The sequence below is a fragment of the Streptomyces yatensis genome (assembly GCF_018069625.1).
Taxonomy (GTDB): domain Bacteria; phylum Actinomycetota; class Actinomycetes; order Streptomycetales; family Streptomycetaceae; genus Streptomyces; species Streptomyces yatensis.
The window spans coordinates 704,346-724,435 of sequence record NZ_CP072941.1 but is presented as its reverse complement, the minus strand read 5'-3'; the positions used below and the strand labels follow the sequence as shown (position 1 = coordinate 724,435).

The window sequence follows — 20,090 nt, the reverse complement described above, 5'->3', positions numbered from 1 at the left end:
GGCTGGGCATAGTGGCGGAAGACGAAAAACTCCTTGACTACCTCAAGAAGGTGACGGCTGACCTGCGTCAGGCTCGTCGGCAACTTCGACAGGTGGAGGAGCGGGACCGGGAGCCCATCGCCATTGTGGCGATGAGCTGCCGGTACCCCGGCGGTGTGAAGACGCCGGAGGAGCTGTGGCGACTGGTCGCCGAGGGCGGCGACGCCATCAGCGAGTTCCCTCCTGACCGAGGCTGGGACGTCGATGGCTTCTTCGACCCGGACTCGGAGCGGTCCGGTACCTTCTCGGTCCGCGAGGGCGGGTTCCTGGAGGCCCCCGGCGACTTCGACCCCGGCTTCTTCTCCATGAGCCCACGGGAGGCGCTCGCCACCGACCCCCAGCAGCGGCTGCTGCTGGAAACCGCCTGGGAGGCCTTCGAGCGCGCCGGCATCGACCCGGCGTCGGTCCGGGGCAGCCAGGCCGGTGTGTTCGTCGGCGCGTCGCCCTCCGGCTACGGCGCCGGAGTGAGCGAGATGCCCGAAGACGTGGAGGGGCTGCTGCTCGCGGGCAACGCCACCTCCGTGGTGTCCGGGCGGGTGGCCTACACCCTGGGGCTCGAGGGCCCGGCCGTGACGGTGGACACCGCGTGCTCGTCGTCGCTGGTCGCCCTGCACTGGGCCTGCCAGGCGCTCCGCCAGGAGGAGTGCTCGATGGCCCTGGCGGGCGGCGTCGCCGTCATGTTCACCCCCAGCATGTTCGTCGAGTTCAGCCGGCAGGGCGGGCTCGCGCCCGACGGCCGGTGCAAGGCGTTCGGCGCGGGCGCCGACGGCACGGGCTGGGCCGAGGGTGTGGGCCTGCTCCTCCTGGAGCGGCTCTCGGACGCCCGGCGCAACGGCCACCCGGTGCTGGCCGTCATCCGCGGCTCGGCGATCAACCAGGACGGTGCGTCCAACGGTCTGACGGCGCCCAACGGGCCCTCGCAGCGCCGGGTGATCCGCCAGGCGCTCAAGAACGCGGGCCTGACACCGGCCGATGTGGACGCGGTCGAGGCACACGGCACGGGCACCTCGCTGGGTGACCCCATCGAGGCGCAGGCCCTGATGGCCACCTACGGCAAGGAGCGGCCGGAGAACAAGCCGCTGTGGCTGGGCTCGCTGAAGTCCAACATCGGCCACTCCCAGGCCGCCGCCGGTGTCGGCGGGGTCATCAAGATGGTGATGGCCCTGCGGAACGGCATGCTGCCCAAGACGCTCCACGCGGACGAGCCCTCCAGCCAGGTGGACTGGACCGAGGGCGACATCCGGCTGCTGAACGAGTCGACTCCCTGGCCCGAGACCGAGCAGCCCCGGCGGGCCGGTGTGTCCTCGTTCGGGATCAGCGGGACGAACGCGCACGCGATCCTGGAGCAGGCTCCGGAGGCCGAGGTGGCCGAGGAGGCCCAGGCCGAGGTCACCGACGGCCCGGTGGCCTGGGTGGTGTCCGGCCGTAGCCCGGCCGGCCTGCGGGCCCAGGCGGGCCGGCTGCGGGAGTTCGTGACGGAGCGCCCGGAGCTGGGCGCGGCCGATGTGGCGTACTCGCTGGTGTCGTCGCGGTCGGTGTTCGAACACCGTGGCGTGGTGACGGGCGCCGACCGTGAGGAACTCCTCGCGCGGCTGGGTGCCTTGGCCGGCGATGAGATCGCCTCGGGTGTGACGCGCGGGGTGGCCGATGTCCGTGGCCGCTCGGTGTTCGTGTTCCCCGGCCAGGGTGCCCAGTGGATGGGCATGGCGGTGGACCTGCTCGAGAGCTCGCCGGTGTTCGCCGAGGCGATCGGCGAGTGCGAGACGGCGCTGTCGGCCCATGTGGACTGGTCGCTGACCGAGGTCCTGCGTGGCGCCGAGGGCGCTCCCGGTTTCGACCGGGTGGACGTGGTCCAGCCGGTGCTGTTCGCGGTGATGGTGTCGCTGGCCAAGCTGTGGCGTTCGGTGGGCGTGCGGCCCGACGCGGTGATGGGCCACAGCCAGGGTGAGATCGCCGCGGCCTGCGTCGCGGGCGCGCTCTCCCTGGAGGACGCCGCCAAGGTGGTGGCGTTGCGGTCGCTGGCCATCGCCGCGGGCCTTGCGGGCCGTGGTGGCATGGTGTCGGTCGGACTGTCCGCGGACGAGGCCAAGGAGCGGATCGCCGCCTGGGACGGTGCGATCTCGGTGGCCGCGGTCAACGGCCCGGGATCCGTCGTGGTCTCGGGTGACCCGGGTGCGCTGGACGAGATGGTGGCGCAGCTGGAGGGCGAGGAGATCCGTGTTCGCCGCGTTCCGGTGGACTACGCCTCGCACTCCGCCCACGTGGAGGCGATCCGCGAGGAGCTGCTGAAGGTCCTGGCGGACATCGCGCCGCGCTCCTCCGAGGTGCCGTTCTACTCGACGGTGACCGGCGAGCTGGTGGACACGGTCGGTCTGGACGCCGAGTACTGGTACCGCAACCTGCGGCAGACCGTCGAGCTGGAGGCCACCACCCGCACCCTGCTCGGCAAGGGACACGCCACCTTCATCGAGGTGAGCCCGCACCCCGTGCTGACCCTGCCGGTGCAGCAGACCGTGGAGGCCGCCGAGGCCCAGGCCGTGGTCGTCGGCACGCTGCGGCGCGACGAGGGTGGCCTGGAGCGGTTCCTGACCTCCGCCGCCGAGGTGTTCGCGCGCGGCACCAAGGTCGACTGGGCCACCACGCTGGAGGGCCGCGGAGGCCGCCGGGTCGAGCTGCCGACCTACGTCTTCCAGCGCGAACGCTACTGGCTCGACGGCTTCGGCCTGCCGCCCGGCGGAAGCGCGGCCGAGGCCACCGGCTCCGTCGACGCCCGGTTCTGGGAGGTGGTGGAGCGCCAGGACCTGGAGTCGCTGGCCGGGACATTGGCGGTCGACAGCGAGGCGCCGCTGAGCGCGGTGCTGCCCGCCCTGTCCGCGTACCACCGCAACAACCGTGACCAGTCCACGATCGACGGCTGGCGCTATCGGGTGTCGTGGAAGCCGCTTGCCGAGATCGCCGACGGCTCGCTGTCGGGGACGTGGCCCGTGGTCGTTCCGGCGTCCCGCGCCGGGGACGAGCTGGTCTCGGAGGTCGTCGCCGGGCTCGAGCGGCACGGCGCGGATGTGGTCTCGATCCTGGTGGACGAGCGCGACCTCGACGCGGACGTGCTCGCGGAGCGGCTGCGTGAGGTGGCCGCCGACGCACCCGAGCTGGGTGGGGTGCTGTCGCTGCTGGCCCTGGACGAGGAGCCCTGCCCGGGGTACCCGGCGCTGTCGGGCGGCTACGCGCTGACCCTGGTGCTGGTGCGGGCCATGGTCGGGGCCGAGTTCCCGGCCCGGCTGTGGTGCGGTACGCGCGGCGCGGTGTCGGTGGGGCGTTCGGACCGGCTCACCAGCCCGACGCAGGCGATGGTCTGGGCGCTGGGCCGGGTGGCCGGGCTGGAGCTGGCACCGCTGTGGGGCGGTCTGGTGGATCTGCCCGCGTCGCTGGACGAGCGCGGTGCGGCGCGGCTGGCCGGTGTGCTGTCCGTCGAGGGCGGCGAGGACCAGGTCGCGGTGCGCGGCTCCGGTGCCTTCGTACGCCGTCTGGTGCGCTCGGCCGCGGCCGCCGACGAGGGGACCTCGTGGCAGGCGCGCGGCACGGTGCTGGTGACCGGTGGCACGGGCGGGCTCGGCGGCCAGGTGGCCCGCTGGCTGGTCCGTAGCGGTGCCGAGCACCTGGTGCTGACCAGCCGCCGCGGTCTTGCGGCCCAAGGCGCCGCCGAGTTGAAGGCGGAGCTGGAGGGCATGGGCGCCGAGGTGACGGTGGCCGCGTGCGACGCGGCGGACCGCGCCGCGCTCGCCGCCGTCCTGGACGCCGTGCCCGAGCACCTGCCGCTGACCGGGGTGGTGCACGCGGCGGGTGTCACGATCGCGTCCTCCCTGGTGGAGACGGAGCTCGCGGACGCGGCGCGGGTGGTGTCGGGCAAGGTGGCGGGCGCCGTCAACCTGGATGAGCTGCTCGGCGACCGTGAGCTCGACGCGTTCGTGGTCTTCTCGTCCATCTCCGGTATCTGGGGCGGCGGCAGCCAGGGCGTCTACGGCTCCGGAAACGCCTTCCTGGACGCGCTGGTGGAGCAGCGCCGTGCGCGGGGCCTCGCCGGCACCGCCGTCTCCTGGGGCCCGTGGGCCGAGGGCGGCATGGCGACCCGGGACGACGCGGGGGAGCAGCTGGCGCGGCGCGGACTGCCCGCGATGGCACCCGAGTTGGCGATCGCCGCTCTGGAACGCGCGGTGGCCGGTGACGACGGTGTGGTGACGGTCGTGGACGTGGACTGGGAGCGGTTCGCCCCCTCGTTCACCGCGGTCCGGCCCAGCCCGTTCCTGAGCGACCTCGACGAGGTCCAGCGGCTGGAGGCCAAGGGGGGCGACGGCGAGAGCTCCGACGCCGCCGGGGCGCAGCTGCGTGAGCGGCTGAAGCCGCTCACCGAGGGCGAGCGGGACCGGGCGCTGCTCGATCTGGTGCGCAAGCACGCCGCCTCCGTACTGGGCTACGCCTCCGCGGAGATGGTCGAGCCGAACCGGGCCTTCCGCGATCTGGGCTTCGACTCGCTGACCGCGGTCGACCTGCGCAACCGGCTGGCCGCCGAGACCGGTCTCGGCCTTCCCGCCACGCTGGTCTTCGACTACCCCAGCGCCTCGACGCTCGCGGCGCATCTGCGCACCGAGGTGCTCGGGGCATCGTCCCCGGCACTCACCGCCGGGTCCGGTGGCTCCGCCGTCGCCGGCGCGGACGACGACCCCATCGCGATCGTCTCCATGAGCTGCCGCTTCCCCGGTGGGGTGCGGAGTCCGGAGGACCTGTGGCAGTTGGTCGAGGGCGGCGGCGACGCCATCTCGTCGTTCCCGTCCGACCGCGGCTGGGACCTGTCGGGCATGTACGACCCGGACCCGGACCGGCCGGGCACGTTCTACGCCCGTGAAGGCGGATTCCTCTACGACGTCAGCGAGTTCGACCCCGGCTTCTTCGGGATCTCGCCCCGTGAGGCGCTGGCGACCGACCCGCAGCAGCGGCTGCTGCTGGAGACCTCCTGGGAGGCGTTCGAGCGGGCGGGCATCAACCCCACGTCCGTGCGGGGCAGCCAGGTCGGTGTGTTCGTCGGCTTCTCGGGCTCCGGATACGGCACCAACCTGACGACGGTGCCCGAGGACGTCGAGGGCCATCTGCTGACGGGCAACGCCGGCAGCGTCGTCTCCGGCCGCCTCGCCTACACCTACGGCCTGGAAGGCCCCGCCGTCACGGTGGACACGGCCTGCTCGTCGTCACTGGTGGCCCTGCATCTGGCCTGCCAGTCGCTGCGCCAGGGCGAATGCTCCATGGCGCTGGTCGGCGGCGTGACGGTGATGGCGACCCCGATGGCGTTCGTCGAGTTCAGCCGGCAGGGCGGACTCGCGCCCGACGGCCGCTGCAAGCCCTTCTCGGCCGCGGCGGACGGTACCGGCTGGTCCGAGGGCGCCAACGTGCTGCTCGTGGAGCGCCTTTCGGACGCCCGGCGCAACGGTCACCAGGTGCTGGGCATCGTGCGCGGCTCCGCCGTGAACCAGGACGGTGCGTCCAACGGTCTGACGGCGCCGAACGGCCCGTCCCAGCAGCGGGTGATCCGTCAGGCGCTGGCCAGCGCCGGAGTGTCGGCCGCCGAGGTGGACGCGGTGGAGGCGCACGGCACGGGTACCTCGCTGGGTGACCCGATCGAGGCGCAGGCGCTGCTGGCCACCTACGGCAAGGAACGGCCGGAGGGCCGCCCGCTGTGGCTGGGCGCGCTGAAGTCCAACATCGGACACACCCAGGCCGCGTCCGGACTCGCCGGTGTCATCAAGATGGTCATGGCGATGCGGCACGGTGTGCTGCCGAAGACGCTGCACGTGGACGAGCCGTCGCCGCAGGTGGACTGGTCGGCGGGCGAGGTGCGCCTGCTGACCGAGGCCACCGCGTGGCCTCAGACGGGGCAGCCGCGCCGGGCCGGTGTCTCCGCGTTCGGCGTCAGCGGCACCAATGTGCACACCATCATCGAGCAGGCCCCGACGGACGCCGAGGACGAGCGCCCGGCCGAGGCGACGGCTCCCGACGACCGTGGCGCGGCTCCCTGGACGCTGTCCGCCCGGAGCGCGGACGGGCTGCGCGCCCAGGCGCGGCGGCTGCGGGCGCATCTGACCGCACGGCCGGAGCTGAGCCTGAAGGACGTGGGCTACTCCCTGGTCGCCACCCGGTCGGTGTTCGAACACCGTGCCGTGCTGACGGGCACGGACCGCGCGGAGCTGCTGCGCGGACTCGAAGCCGTCGCCACCGGCGAGGAGACCCCCGGGGTCGTGCGCTCGGTCGCCACTCCCACGGGAATCACGGCGTTCCTGTTCTCGGGCCAGGGCGCGCAGCGCCTGGGCATGGGCCGGGAGCTGTACGACACCTTCCCGGTGTTCGCCCTTGCCCTGGACGAGGTGTGCGCGCACCTGGACGTGCTGCTGGACCGTCCGCTGAAGGATGTGATGTTCGCGGCGGAGGGCAGTGCGGACGCCGGGCTGCTGGATCAGACGGCGTTCACCCAGCCCGCGTTGTTCGCGGTCGAGGTGGCGTTGTTCCGGCTGCTGTCGGCGTGGGGTGTGGCGCCGGATGTGGTGATCGGTCACTCCATCGGCGAGATCGCGGCCGCGCATGTGGCGGGGGTCTTCTCGCTGGAGGACGCGTGCACGCTGGTGGCCGCGCGCGGCCGTCTGATGCAGGCGCTGCCCGAGGGTGGCGCGATGGTGGCCATCGAGGCGTCGGAGGAGGAGGTCGCTCCGTCGCTGGCCGGTCGTGAGGCCGAGGTGAGCATCGCCGCCGTCAACGGCCCGACCGCCGTGGTCATCGCCGGTGACGAGGAAGCGGCGCTGGAGATCGCGGAACAGTGGTCGGAGCAGGGCCGTAAGACCCGCCGCCTGCGGGTCAGCCACGCGTTCCACTCGCCCCGCATGGACGCCATGCTCGGCGACTTCCGCAAGGTCGTCGAGGGGCTGTCGTTCGCCCCGCCCGCCATCGCGCTGGTCTCCAACGTGACGGGTAAGTCGGCGGGTGCCGATGAGGTGTGCTCGCCGGAGTACTGGGTGCGGCATGTGCGGGAGGCCGTGCGGTTTGCGGACGGCGCACGGGCACTGGAGGCGCAGGGCGTGACCACCTTCGTGGAGGTGGGCCCCGATGGCGTGCTCTCGGCGATGGCGCGCGAGTGCCTGACGGCGGAGGAGGCATCGGCCGCGGTCGTCGTGCCGGTGCTGCGCAAGGACCGCCCCGAGGCCCAGGCGCTGACCACGGCGCTCGCCGAACTCCACGTCCACGGCACCACCGTCGACTGGGAGGCCCTGTTCGCCGGGCAGGACGTGCGGCGGGTCGAACTGCCGACGTACGCGTTCCAGCGGCAGCGCTACTGGCTGGAGGACCCCGAGAGCGATGCCTCCACCGGCCCCGCCTCCGTGGACTCGGTCGACGCCCAGTTCTGGGACGCGGTCGAGCGTGCGGACCTCGAGGCGCTGACCACCGCGCTGCAGGTGGACGGAAACGCCTCGCTGACCGAGGTGCTGCCCGCCCTGTCGTCCTACCGCAAGGGCCACCGTGAGCGCTCCACGGTCGACGGCTGGCGCTACGAGATCGCGTGGACCCCGGTGTCCGAGCTCTCGGAGCGGGCGCTGACCGGGACCTGGATGGTCATGGTTCCCGACGCGCACGCCGACGACGAGCTGGTCACCTCCGCGGTGAACACGCTCGAACGGCAGGGCGCGCAGGTGGCGCGGATCGTGCTCGACGGCGCCGTGGACCTCGACCGCGCGGCGGTCGCCGAGCGGTTGCGCACGGCGGCCGAGGGCGCGGCGGACGGGACCGTCGGCGGGGTCCTCTCCCTGCTGGCCCTGGACGAGAACCCCAGCCCCGACCACGCGGTCGTGCCGCGAGGACTGGCGCTGAACCTTCTCGCCCTGCAGGCACTCGTGGACGCCGGAGTCGAGGCCCCGCTGTGGGTGGCCACGCGAGGCGCCGTCTCGGTGACCGGATCCGACACCCTGCGCAGCGCCGCCCAGGCGCAGATGTGGGGCCTCGGCCGGGTCGCCGGTCTGGAACACCCCCGGCTCTGGGGCGGTCTGGTCGACCTCCCGGAGACGCTGGACGAGCGGGCCGCGAACCGGCTGGCCGGTGTGCTGGGCGGCGGCGCGGGCGAGTTCGAGGACCAGGTGGCGGTGCGCACCTCCGGTGTGTTCACCCGGCGTCTGGCACGGGCCGCCGCCCCGCGGACCACGGCTCGGCCGTGGCACGCGCGGGGCTCGGTGCTGGTGACCGGCGGCACCGGGGGAGTGGGCAGTCAGGTGGCCCGGTGGCTGGCACGCGCCGGCGCCGAGCACCTGGTGCTGACCAGCCGCCGTGGTCTGGAGGCCGAGGGGGCCGCCGAACTGCGCGACGAACTCACCGCGTCGGGCGCCGAGGTGACCATCGCGGCATGTGACGCCGCCGACCGCGACGCCCTGGCCGCCGTACTGGCCGCCATCCCGGAGCGGTATCCGCTGAACGCCGTCGTGCACGCGGCGGGTGTCCTGGACGACGGTGTCCTGGACTCGATGTCGGTGGAGCGGGTCGCGGGGGTGCTGCGTCCCAAGGTGGACGGCGCCCGCAACCTGCACGAGCTGACCGAGGGCCTCGACCTGTCCGCGTTCGTGCTGTTCTCCTCGCTCGCCGGAGCCATCGGCGGCGCCGGGCAGGGCAGTTACGCGGCGGCCAACGCCTACCTCGACGCCCTGGCGCAGCAGCGCCGGGCCCAGGGGCTGGCGGCCACCTCGGTCGCCTGGGGCCCGTGGGCCGAGGGCGGCATGGCGGTCGACGGGGCGCTGGAGGAGCGGCTGCGGCGCGGCGGTATGGCCCCGATGACCCCGGAGCTGGCGGTCAAGGCCCTCCAGCAGGCCCTCGACCTGCAGGAGACGCACCTGGCCATCGCCGACCTCGACTGGGAGCGCTTCGTACCCTCCTACGTCGCCGTCCGGGGCAGCCGGCTGCTGGACGAGGTGCCCGAGGCGCGCCGGATCCTGGAGGCCGCGATCGGCGCCGGCAGCGCGGCGCAGTTCGAGACCGGTGGCTCCGAACTGCGCGAGCGGCTCGCCGGAATGTCGGAGGCGGAGCAGGAACGAGCGCTGCTCGACCTGGTCACCACGCAGGTGGCGATGGTGCTGGGCTTCCCGTCGGTGGAGTCGGTCGAGTCCCAGCGGGCCTTCCGCGAGCTCGGCTTCGACTCGCTGACCGCCGTCGAACTGCGCAACCGGCTGGACGCGGCGACGGGTCTGCGCCTGCCCGCGACGATCGTCTTCGACCACCCGACGCCCGTCGCGCTCGCCCGCCGGCTGCGTACCGACGTCGTCCAGGACGGGATCTCGGCGGCCGCACCGATCCTCGGCGAGCTGGACCGGATCGAAGCGGCGATGGCCACGATCTCCGCCGACGACGTGGACCGGCCCAGGATCACGACGCGTCTGCAGACGCTCCTCCTCAAGTGGGGAGAAGCGGAACAGGATTCGGGCAACTCCGGCAAGAAGGCGGTTTCGGACAAGATTCAGTCGGCGACGTCGGACGAGATCTTCGACTTCATCGACAAGGAGCTTGGGATCTCCTGAGCTGGCGCGGTCGGTTCCCGAGCGTCGTCCCTTACTACTTCCATGGGTGACATAACAATGAACGAAGAGAAGCTTCTCGACTATCTCAAGCGGGTGACCGCGGATCTCCAGCAGACTCGCCAGCGCCTGCTCGAGGCCGAGTCAGCGGACCAGGAACCGATCGCGATCGTCGCCATGAGCTGCCGGTTCCCCGGAGGGGTGAACTCTCCGGAGGACCTGTGGCGCTTGGTGGCGGACGGCACCGACGCGATTTCGGAATTCCCCATGGACCGTGGTTGGGACATCGACGCCCTCTACGACGAGGACCCGGACCGTCCCGGCACCAGCTATACGACCGAGGGCGGCTTCCTGGAGCACGCCGACCAGTTCGACCCGGCGTTCTTCGGGATCTCGCCACGTGAGGCGCTCTCGATGGACCCGCAGCAGCGGCTGCTGCTGGAGACGTCGTGGGAGGCGTTCGAGCGGGCGGGCATCGACCCGATGTCCCTGCGGGGCAGCCGGACCGGCGTGTTCGTCGGAACCAACGGCCAGGACTACTCCATGCTCACGCTCGGCGCCGCCGAGAGCACGGAGGACGTCGAGGGCCACTCCGGCACCGGCAACGCGGCGAGCATCGTCTCCGGCCGGATCTCCTACACCATGGGCCTCGAGGGCCCCGCGCTCTCCGTGGACACGGCGTGCTCGTCGTCCCTCGTCGCCCTGCACCTCGCCGTCCAGGCACTGCGCCAGCGCGAGTGCACGCTCGCGCTGGCCGGTGGCATCACGGTGATGTCCACCCCGGCGGCGTTCGTCCAGTTCAGCCGGCAGCGCGGCCTGGCGGCGGACGGCCGCTGCAAGCCGTTCGGAGCGGCGGCCGACGGCACCGGCTGGGGCGAGGGCGTCGGCATGCTGCTCGTGGAGCGGCTGTCGGACGCGCAGCGCAACGGCCACAAGGTGCTGGCCATCGTCCGGGGTTCGGCGATCAACCAGGACGGCGCGTCCAACGGTCTGACGGCGCCCAACGGCATATCGCAGCAGCGGGTCATCCGGCAGGCGCTGACCAGCGCCCGGCTGTCGGTCACCGATGTGGACGCCGTGGAGGCACACGGTACGGGCACCACCCTCGGTGACCCGATCGAGGCGCAGGCGCTGATGGCCACCTACGGCCAGGACCGGCCCGCCGACCAGCCGCTCTGGCTGGGCGGCATCAAGTCCAACATCGGCCACACGCAGGCCGCCGCCGGTGTCGCGGGCGTCATCAAGATGGTGATGGCCATGGTCGAGGGCGTGCTGCCGAAGACGCTCCACGCGGACGAGCCCTCGCCGCACATCGACTGGACCGGCGGCGCCGTCTCCCTGCTGCACGAGTCGACCCCGTGGCCGGACCGGGACCGCCCGCGCCGCGCCGCCGTCTCCTCGTTCGGCATGAGCGGCACCAACGCGCACACCATCCTGGAGCAGGCTCCGGAAGCCGAGCCGGCCGAGGCCGTCGAGGCCGAGGCCGTCGACGGCCCGGTGGCGTGGGTCGTGGCGGGCCGTAGCGCGGAGGCTCTGCAGGCACAGGCCGGACGACTGCGGGAGTTCCTCACGGAGCGCCCGGAGTTGGGCATGGCGGACGTGGCTCTCTCACTGGCCACGACCAGGTCCGCGTTCGAGCACCGGGCCGTGGTGACCGGGGCCGACCGTGAGGAACTCCTCCAGCGTCTGGAGGCGGTCGCCGAGGACGCCACCGAGTCCAACGGAGTGGTGCGGGGGAGGACCGGCGACGCCGGCCGTTCGGTGTTCGTGTTCCCCGGCCAGGGTGCCCAGTGGATGGGCATGGCGGTGGACCTGCTCGAGAGTTCGCCGGTGTTCGCGGAGGCGATCGGTGCGTGTGAGTCGGCGTTGTCGGCTCATGTGGACTGGTCGTTGACGGGTGTGCTGCGTGGTGCCGAGGGTGCTCCCGGTTTCGACCGGGTGGATGTGGTCCAGCCGGTGCTGTTCGCGGTGATGGTGTCGCTGGCGAAGTTGTGGCGCTCGGTCGGCGTGGAGCCCGACGCGGTGATGGGGCACAGCCAGGGCGAGATCGCCGCGGCCTGCGTGGCCGGTGCGCTGTCGCTCGAAGATGCCGCCAAGGTGGTGGCGTTGCGGTCGCAGGCGATCGCGGCGGGTCTGGCCGGTCGTGGTGGCATGGTGTCGGTCGGGCTTCCGGTCGACCAGGTCAAGGAGCGGATTGCCGCCTGGGACGGCGGAATTTCCGTCGCGGCGGTCAACGGCCCCGGCTCGGTCGTGGTCTCCGGTGATCCGGGTGCGCTGGATGAGATGGTGGCGCAGCTGGAGAGCGAGGAGATCCGTGTTCGCCGGGTTCCGGTGGACTACGCCTCGCACTCCGCTCATGTGGAGGCGATCCACGAGGAGTTGCTGAAGGTCCTGGCGGACATCCAGCCGCGTTCCTCCGAGGTGCCGTTCTACTCGACCGTGCTCGGTGAGCTGGTGGACACCGTCGGTCTGGACGCCGAGTACTGGTACCGCAACCTGCGGCAGACCGTCGAACTGGAAGCCACCACCCGCACGTTGCTGGATGACGGTCACACCGTGTTCATCGAGGCGAGCCCGCACCCGGTGCTCACCCTTCCGGTGCAGCAGACGGTGGAGGCCGCCGAGGCGCAGGCCGTGGTGGTCGGCACGCTGCGGCGCGACGAGGGTGGTCTGGAGCGGTTCCTGACCTCCGCCGCCGAGGTGTTCGTGCGTGGCGTCACGGTGGACTGGACCGCCCTGCTCGAGGGCCGTGGCGCCCGCCGCGTCGAGCTGCCGACCTACGCCTTCCGGCGCCAGCGGTACTGGCTGGAGGTGTCGGCCGCGGAGCTGCGGGCCACCGCCGACGGTCTCGCCGCGGACGCGGTGGACGCGCGCTTCTGGGAGGCGGTGGAGCGTGAGGATTTGGAGGCGCTGGTCCGCACCCTGGAGGTGGAGGACGAGGAGCAGCAGTCGTCGTTGACGGCGTTGCTTCCGGCGCTGTCGTCCTGGCGCCGTCAGCGGCGCGAGCAGAACACGGTGGACAGCTGGCGCTACAAGGTGGTCTGGAAGCCGCTGGCGGCCGCCACCGAGGCGGCCCTGTCGGGCACGTGGGTGGTCGTCCTTCCCGCGTCGCACGCCGATGACGCTCTCGTGGCCGCCACGGTGAACGGCCTGGAGACGAGCGGCGCCGACATCGTCCGGGTGGTGCTGGAGGAAAAGGGCAACGACCGTTGGTCCGTCGCGGAGCGGCTGCGCGCGGCGCTTGACGAGGCCGGGGTGGAGCCCTCGGGCGTGACGGGTGTGTTCTCGCTGCTCGGGCTGGACGAGTCGGGACATGCGACGTTCGGTGTGGTCCCGGCCGGGCTGGCGGCGATGGTGGCACTGGTCCAGGGGCTGGGCGACGCCGGGGTGGTGGCCCCGCTGTGGTGTGGCACCCGGGGTGCGGTGTCGGTGGGGCGCTCCGACCGGCTGGTGAGCCCGGTGCAGGCGATGGTGTGGGGCCTCGGTCGGATCGTGGGGGTCGAGTACCCCCAGCGCTGGGGCGGCGCGGTCGATCTGCCCGAGACCATGGACGCCCGTGCGGTGGCCCGGCTGGCCGGAGTGCTGGCGGGGACGGAGGGCGAGGACCAGGTCGCGGTGCGCGGCTCCGGTGTGTTCGCCAAGCGCATGGTGCGGGCCACGGCGGCTGACGACGCGGAGAACCGGGGCTCCTGGCAGGGCCGTGGTACGGCGCTGGTGACCGGTGGTACGGGTGCGCTGGGTGGCCATGTGGCCCGCTGGCTGGCGCGTACGGGGGCCGAGCACCTCGTCCTGACGAGCCGCAGTGGTATGGAGGCCGAGGGCGCCGCCGAGTTGAAGGCGGAGCTGGAAGGTCTCGGTGCCCGGGTGACGGTGGCGGCGTGTGACGCCGCGGACCGTGCGGCGCTGGCCGCGGTGCTGGACGCGATCCCGCAGGAGTTCCCGCTGACCGCCGTGGTGCATACGGCCGGTGTGCTGGACGACGGTGTCGTGGACGCCCTCACGGTACGCCGGGCGGCCGGGGTGCTGCGCCCGAAGGTGGACGCCACGCGGAACCTGCATGAGCTGACCGCCGGGATGGACCTCTCCGCCTTCGTGCTGTTCTCCTCCGGTGCGGGCACGCTGGGCGGTCCGGGTCAGGGCAGCTACGCGGCGGGTAACGCCTACCTCGACGCGCTGGCGTTGCAGCGGCGTGCGGACGGCCTTGCGGCCACGTCCATCGCCTGGGGTGCCTGGGCCGGAGGCGGCCTCGGATCCGGTGAGGTCGGCGAGCGGATGGACCGTTCCGGCATGGTCGGAATGGTGCCCGAGCTGGCGATCTCCGGTATGCAGCAGGCCCTTGAGCTGGACGAGGCCTTCATGGTCATCGCCGAGATCGACTGGGATCGCTTCCAGCCGGAGTTCGTCGGTTCACGTCCGAGCGCGCTGTTCCGTGAGCTGCCCGAGCTGAACCGCCCCGCTGCCGCCGCCGGCGCGGACACCGGCGACGGCGACGACGCCGTTTCCGAGCTGCGCCGGGAGATGGCGAAGCTGTCCCCCGCCGAGCAGCCCAAGCTCCTCCTGGAGCTGGTGCGCAACCAGGCCGCCGACGTCCTCGGTTACGACAGCGCGGACGCGGTGGAGGCCGAGCGTGCCTTCCGTGACCTCGGCTTCGACTCGCTGACCGCCGTCGAGCTGCGCAACCGCCTCGGCGTGGTCACCGGCCTCCGACTGCCGGTCACCTGTGTCTTCGACTACCCGACCGCCACGGTTCTGGCCCGGTACCTGTACACGGAGATGTTCGGCGACCAGCCGGTCACCGAGGGCGGCCCCGCCGCCGCGGCCAAGGGGTCGGACGGGCTCGACAGGCCCATTGCCACCGATGAGCCGATCGCCATCATCGGCATGAGCTGCCGGTTCCCCGGCGGGGTGCGCAGCCCCGAGGAGCTGTGGGAGCTGCTGATGGCCGAGGGGGACGTGATCTCCGGGTTCCCCGACGACCGCGGCTGGGACATCGACGGTCTCTACGACCCGGACCCCGAGAAGTCCGGCACCAGCTACGTCCAGGCCGGCGGCTTCCTCGACGAGGTGGGCCACTTCGACCCCTCGTTCTTCGGGATCTCGCCGCGTGAGGCGATGGCGATCGACCCGCAGCAGCGGCTGCTGCTCGAGACGTCCTGGGAGGCGTTCGAGCGTGCCGGTATCGACCCCGTGGCGCTGCGCGGCAGCCAGACCGGAGTCTTCGTCGGCTCCAACTACCACGACTACGGTTCGCGCATCCTGAGCGACACCGAAGGAGTGGAGGGCTATCTCGGACTCGGCAGCGCCCCCAGCGTCTCGTCCGGCCGCATCTCCTACACCTTCGGCTTCGAGGGCCCGGCCGTGACGGTGGACACCGCGTGTTCCTCGTCCCTGGTCGCCCTGCACCTGGCCTGCCAGTCGCTGCGCCAGGGCGAGGCCTCCGTGGCGCTGGCCGGTGGTGTGACCATCATGGCCACCCCGGGTACGTTCATCGAGTTCAGCGCCCAGCGCGTGCTGTCGTTCGACGGGCGGTGCAAGGCGTTCTCGGCGGATGCCGACGGCACCGGCTGGTCCGAGGGCGTGGGCATGCTCCTGGTGGAGCGGCTGTCGGACGCGCAGCGCAACGGCCACAAGGTGCTGGCCGTCATCCGGGGCTCGTCCATCAACCAGGACGGCGCCTCCAACGGTCTGACGGCGCCCAACGGCCCGTCCCAGCAGCGGCTCATCGAGCAGACGCTGGCCAGTGCCCGGCTGGTCTCCGCCGATGTGGACGTGGTCGAGGCCCATGGCACCGGCACTCCCCTCGGCGACCCGATCGAGGCGCAGGCGCTGCTGGCCACCTACGGACAGGGACGTCCCGAAGGCGAGCCGTTGCTGCTGGGTGCCATCAAGTCGAACATCGGTCATACGCAGGCCGCCGCCGGTGTCGCCGGGGTCATCAAGATGGTGATGGCCATGCGCGAGGGCACCCTGCCCAAGACGTTGCACGTGGACGAGGTGTCGCCGCATGTGGACTGGTCGGCGGGCGACCTCGAGCTGCTGACCGAGGCGATGCCCTGGCCGGAGCGGAACCACCCGCGCAGGGCGGCGGTGTCCGCCTTCGGCGTGAGCGGTACCAACGCGCACACCATCATCGAGCAGGCCCCGGCCGACGACGAGCCGCAGGCGCCGCGGGCAGCGGAGACCCCGGGCTCCACCGCGGCCCCGGTGCCGTGGATCCTGTCCGGCCGGACCGACGCCGCCCTCCGCGGCCAGGCCGAACGGCTGCGTGCCCAACTCGCCACCGCCACCGAAGAGTCCATGCCCGCTGTGGACGTCGGCTATTCCTTGGCGACGGCCCGATCGCTCTTCGACCACCGGGCCGCCGTGGTCGGCGAGGACCGCGCGGACATGCTGCGTGGCCTCGAGGCCCTCGCGAAGGGCGAGACCGAGCCCGGCGTCGTACGCGGCGTGGCGGGGGCGGCCGGCAAGACGGCGTTCCTGTTCTCGGGCCAGGGCGCGCAGCGCCTGGGCATGGGCCGGGAACTGTACGACACCTTCCCGGTGTTCGCCGACGCCTGGGACGAGGTGTGCGCGCATCTGGACGGTCTGCTCGACCGTCCGCTGCGGGACGTGGTGTTCGCGGCGGAGGGGAGCGCGGACGCCGGGCTGCTGGATCAGACGGCGTTCACCCAGCCCGCGTTGTTCGCGGTCGAGGTGGCGTTGTTCCGGCTGCTGTCGGCGTGGGGCATCACCCCGGATGTGGTGATCGGTCACTCCATCGGCGAGATCGCGGCCGCGCATGTGGCGGGGGTGTTCTCGCTGGAGGACGCCTGCACGCTGGTGGCCGCGCGCGGCCGTCTGATGCAGGCCCTTCCCGAGGGTGGCGCGATGGTGGCCATCGAGGCGTCGGAGGAGGAGGTCGCTCCGTCGCTGGCCGGTCGTGAGGCCGAGGTGAGCATCGCCGCCGTCAACGGCCCGACCGCCGTGGTCATCGCGGGCGACGAAGCGCCCGCGATGGACATCGCCGGACAGTGGTCGGAGCAGGGCCGTAAGACCCGCCGCCTGCGGGTCAGCCACGCCTTCCACTCGCCCCGCATGGACGCCATGCTCGGCGACTTCCGCAAGGTCGTCGAAGAGCTGTCGTTCGCCCGGCCCGCCATCGCCCTGATCTCCAATGTGACGGGGCAGCCGGCCGACACGGACGAGGTGTGCTCGCCGGACTACTGGGTGCGGCATGTGCGCGAGGCCGTGCGGTTCGCGGACGGCGTGCGGGCGCTCGAGGCCCAGGGCGTGTCCAGGTTCGTCGAGGTCGGTCCCGATGGCGTGCTCACCGCGATGGCGCGGGACTGCGTGGCGGAGCGGCCCGAGGCGACCACCGAGCCGGTCCTGGTGCCGGTGCTGCGCAAGGACCGCCCCGAGACGCGGGCGCTGACGACGGCGCTGGCCGAGCTCCACGTGGGCGGCGTCGGAGTGGACTGGGAACGGGTCTTCGCCGGACGCGGCGCGCGGACGGTCGAGCTGCCCACCTACGCCTTCCAGCGGGAGCGCTACTGGCTGGAGGCACTGTCGTCGTTCGCCAGCGATGTCACCGCGGTGGGGCTCGTCCCGCCGACGCATCCGCTGCTGGGCGCCGCCGTCGAACTGCCCGACGCGGACGGCTTCCTGTTTACCGGCCGCCTGTCGCCGCAGACGCATCCGTGGCTGGTCGACCACATGGTCCAGGACACGATCCTGCTGCCCGGCACCGCCTTCCTCGAACTGGCCCTGCACGCCGCCGACCAGGTGGGATGCGACCGGGTCGAGGAGCTGACCCTCACCGCGCCGCTGCCGCTGCCCGAGCGCGGCGCGGTGCACCTCCAACTGGCGGTGGGCGGACCGGACGAGAACGGTGCGCGCACGCTGAACGTGTACTCCCGGCCGGAAGACCCCACCATGGAGCAGCCGTGGGTCCAGCACGCCTCCGGCCTGCTGGTCCAGAGCGGCGCGCCGGACGGGACCGGGCCGGCCGACCTCGCCGTATGGCCCCCGGAGGGCGCGGAGCGGATCGGCATCGAGGACGTCTACGACCGGATGGCGGCGGGTGGCTTCGCCTACGGCCCGGTCTTCCAGGGGCTGCGGTCGGTGTGGATCCGTGGCGACGAGGTCTTCGCCGAGGTGCGCCTGCCGGAGGAGAACGCCTCGGACGCCGGGAAGTTCGGACTGCACCCCGCCCTGCTGGACGCGGCGATTCAGGCCGTCATGTTCGTCCCCCAGGAGGAGGCGGGCCTCGCCAGGCTCCCGTTCTCCTGGACCGGCGTGTCGCTGCGCGCCACGGGCGCCTCGGAACTGAGGGTGCGCCTCAGCTCGCTGGGGCCCGACTCGATCGGCCTCACCGTGGCCGACACCAGCGGCCGCGCCGTGGCCACCGCCGACTCCCTGGTGATGCGGCTGGTCGCGGAGGGTCAGATCCAGTCGGCCGGTTCCCCGGCGGCCGGGCATGACTCGCTCTTCCGGCTGGACTGGACCCCCGTCCCCGTCGGCGCTCCGGCCCCCGCCTCCGAAGGCACCTGGGCCGTACTGGGCACCGACGAGGTGGGGGTGCTCTCCAGTTTCGCGGCCGAGGGTGCCGACGTGGCGTCGTACGCGGATCTGGCCGCGCTGCGCGAGGCGATCGACTCCGGGGCCACGGCGCCGGACGTCGTCATGGTGGCGGGTGCCGCGGAGGCGGTCGGCATCGACGACGGCGCGGACCTGGCGGGACGGGTGCGCGGCGCCACCTACCGCGCGCTGGAGCTGGTGCGGACCTGGGTCACCGACGACCGGTTCGACGACTCCTACCTGGTGTTCGTTACCCGCGGCGCGATGGGTGCCCAGTCCTCCGAGGAGGTGCGCACCCCGGCCGAGGCCGCCGTATGGGGCCTGCTGCGCTCCGCGCAGACCGAGCACCCCGGGAAGTTCCTCCTGGTGGACCTGGACTCGCAGGAGCACGGCGAGGTGTCCTCGGTGCTGCGGACGGCGCTGACCGCCGGGGAGCCGCAGGTGGCCGTGCGCGACGGCCGGGTGCTCGCGGCGCGCCTCGCCCGGGTGGCCCCGGCCGAGGACCGGCCCGAGCCGGAGACCACGCCGTTCGACGGCCGTGGCACGGTGCTGATCACGGGTGGTACGGGTGGTCTGGGCGCGCTGTTGGCCCGCCATCTGGTGGTGGAGCACGGTGTGCGGTCTCTGGTGCTGACGAGTCGTCGTGGCGCGGAGGCGCCGGGTGCGGCGGAGTTGGTGGCGGAGCTGGCCGGGCTCGGTGCGCAGGCGCGGGCCGTGGCCTGTGATGTGGCCGATCGGGCGTCGGTGGAGAGTCTGCTGGCGGGGATCGGTTCGGAGCATCCGCTGTCCGCGGTGGTGCATGCGGCGGGTGTGCTGGATGACGGTGTGGTGGAGTCGCTGACGCCGGAGCGGGTGGACAAGGTGTTGCGTCCGAAGGTGGACGCGGCGCTGCACCTGCACGAGCTGACCCGCGGCCTCGACCTCTCCGCCTTCGTGGTGTTCTCCTCGGCCTCCTCCAACTTCGGTGGTGGCGGCCAGGCCAACTACGCCGCGGCGAACGCCTTCCTGGACGCCCTGGCGCACCAGCGCCGCGCGCTCGGCCTGCCCGCGGTCTCCCTGGCCTGGGGCATGTGGGAGCAGCGCAGCGAGATGACCGGGGAGCTCGGCGAGGCGGACCTCCAGCGCATCGCGCGGGCCGGGCTGAACGCGCTCAGCTCGGAAGAGGGCCTCGCGCTGTTCGACGACGCGCTCGGCACCGATGAGACCGTGCTCGTGCCGACCCATGTGGACCTCGCCGCCCTGCGCGTCCAGGCCCGCACCGGTGACGTACCCGCCCTGCTGCGCGGCCTGGTGCGAGTCCCCCGGCGCCGGGTCACGGCGGCGGAGACCGCGCAGACCGGCACCGGATCGCTGCGGGACCGCCTGGCCGGTCTCTCCGCGGCCGACCAGTACCGGGCCCTGCTGGACCTGGTGCGGGTGCAGGTGGCGACGGTCCTCGGCCATGGCTCGCCGGAGTCGGTCGAGCCCGACATGGCCTTCAAGGACATGGGCTTCGACTCGCTGACCACGGTGGAGCTGCGCAACCGGCTCAACGCGGAGACCGGGCTGCGGCTGTCGGCCGTGCTGGTCTTCGACCACCCGACCCCCACGGCGCTGGTGGAGCACCTGCGGGAGGAGCTTCTGCCGGACGGCGGCACGGGGGAGCCCATGGTCTTCGCCGAGCTGGACAAGCTGGGGCCCCTGCTCTCCAGCGTGATGGACGACGGTGAGACCCGTACGAAGGTGGCCGAGCGGCTGAAGGAGCTCCTGGAGAAGCTGGGCGAGGCTTCCGATGACGCCGACGCCACCGCGGAGGTGGCCGAACGGATCGGATCGTCCTCCAACGACGAGCTGTTCGACTTCATCGACAACGAGCTCGGGCTGTCCTGAACCGTTGTCCAGCGTCTGACCCTGACTGTAGAGAAAGTG

At 72.6% G+C, this 20,090-nt stretch carries 2 protein-coding genes; both read left to right on the top strand.

Annotated elements, in window-relative coordinates:
* Positions 1-11: 11 nt before the first annotated feature.
* Positions 12-9,629 carry a type I polyketide synthase gene (locus J8403_RS02995; RefSeq protein WP_211121716.1) on the top strand — a complete coding sequence of 3,206 codons (9,618 nt, stop codon included), beginning with the start codon at positions 12-14 and terminating at the stop codon, positions 9,627-9,629.
* A 57-nt stretch (positions 9,630-9,686) separates the two neighbouring features.
* Complete coding sequence (locus J8403_RS02990) at positions 9,687-20,051, top strand: type I polyketide synthase (RefSeq protein ID WP_211121715.1); 10,365 nt, start codon at positions 9,687-9,689, stop codon at positions 20,049-20,051.
* The last annotated feature ends 39 nt before the right edge of the window (positions 20,052-20,090 follow it).

What these genes read in the sequence shown, in the direction of transcription:
- J8403_RS02990 (WP_211121715.1), top strand. Translation starts at nt 9,687, where the DNA reads ATGAACGAAGAGAAGCTTCTCGACTATCTCAAGCGGGTGACCGCGGAT.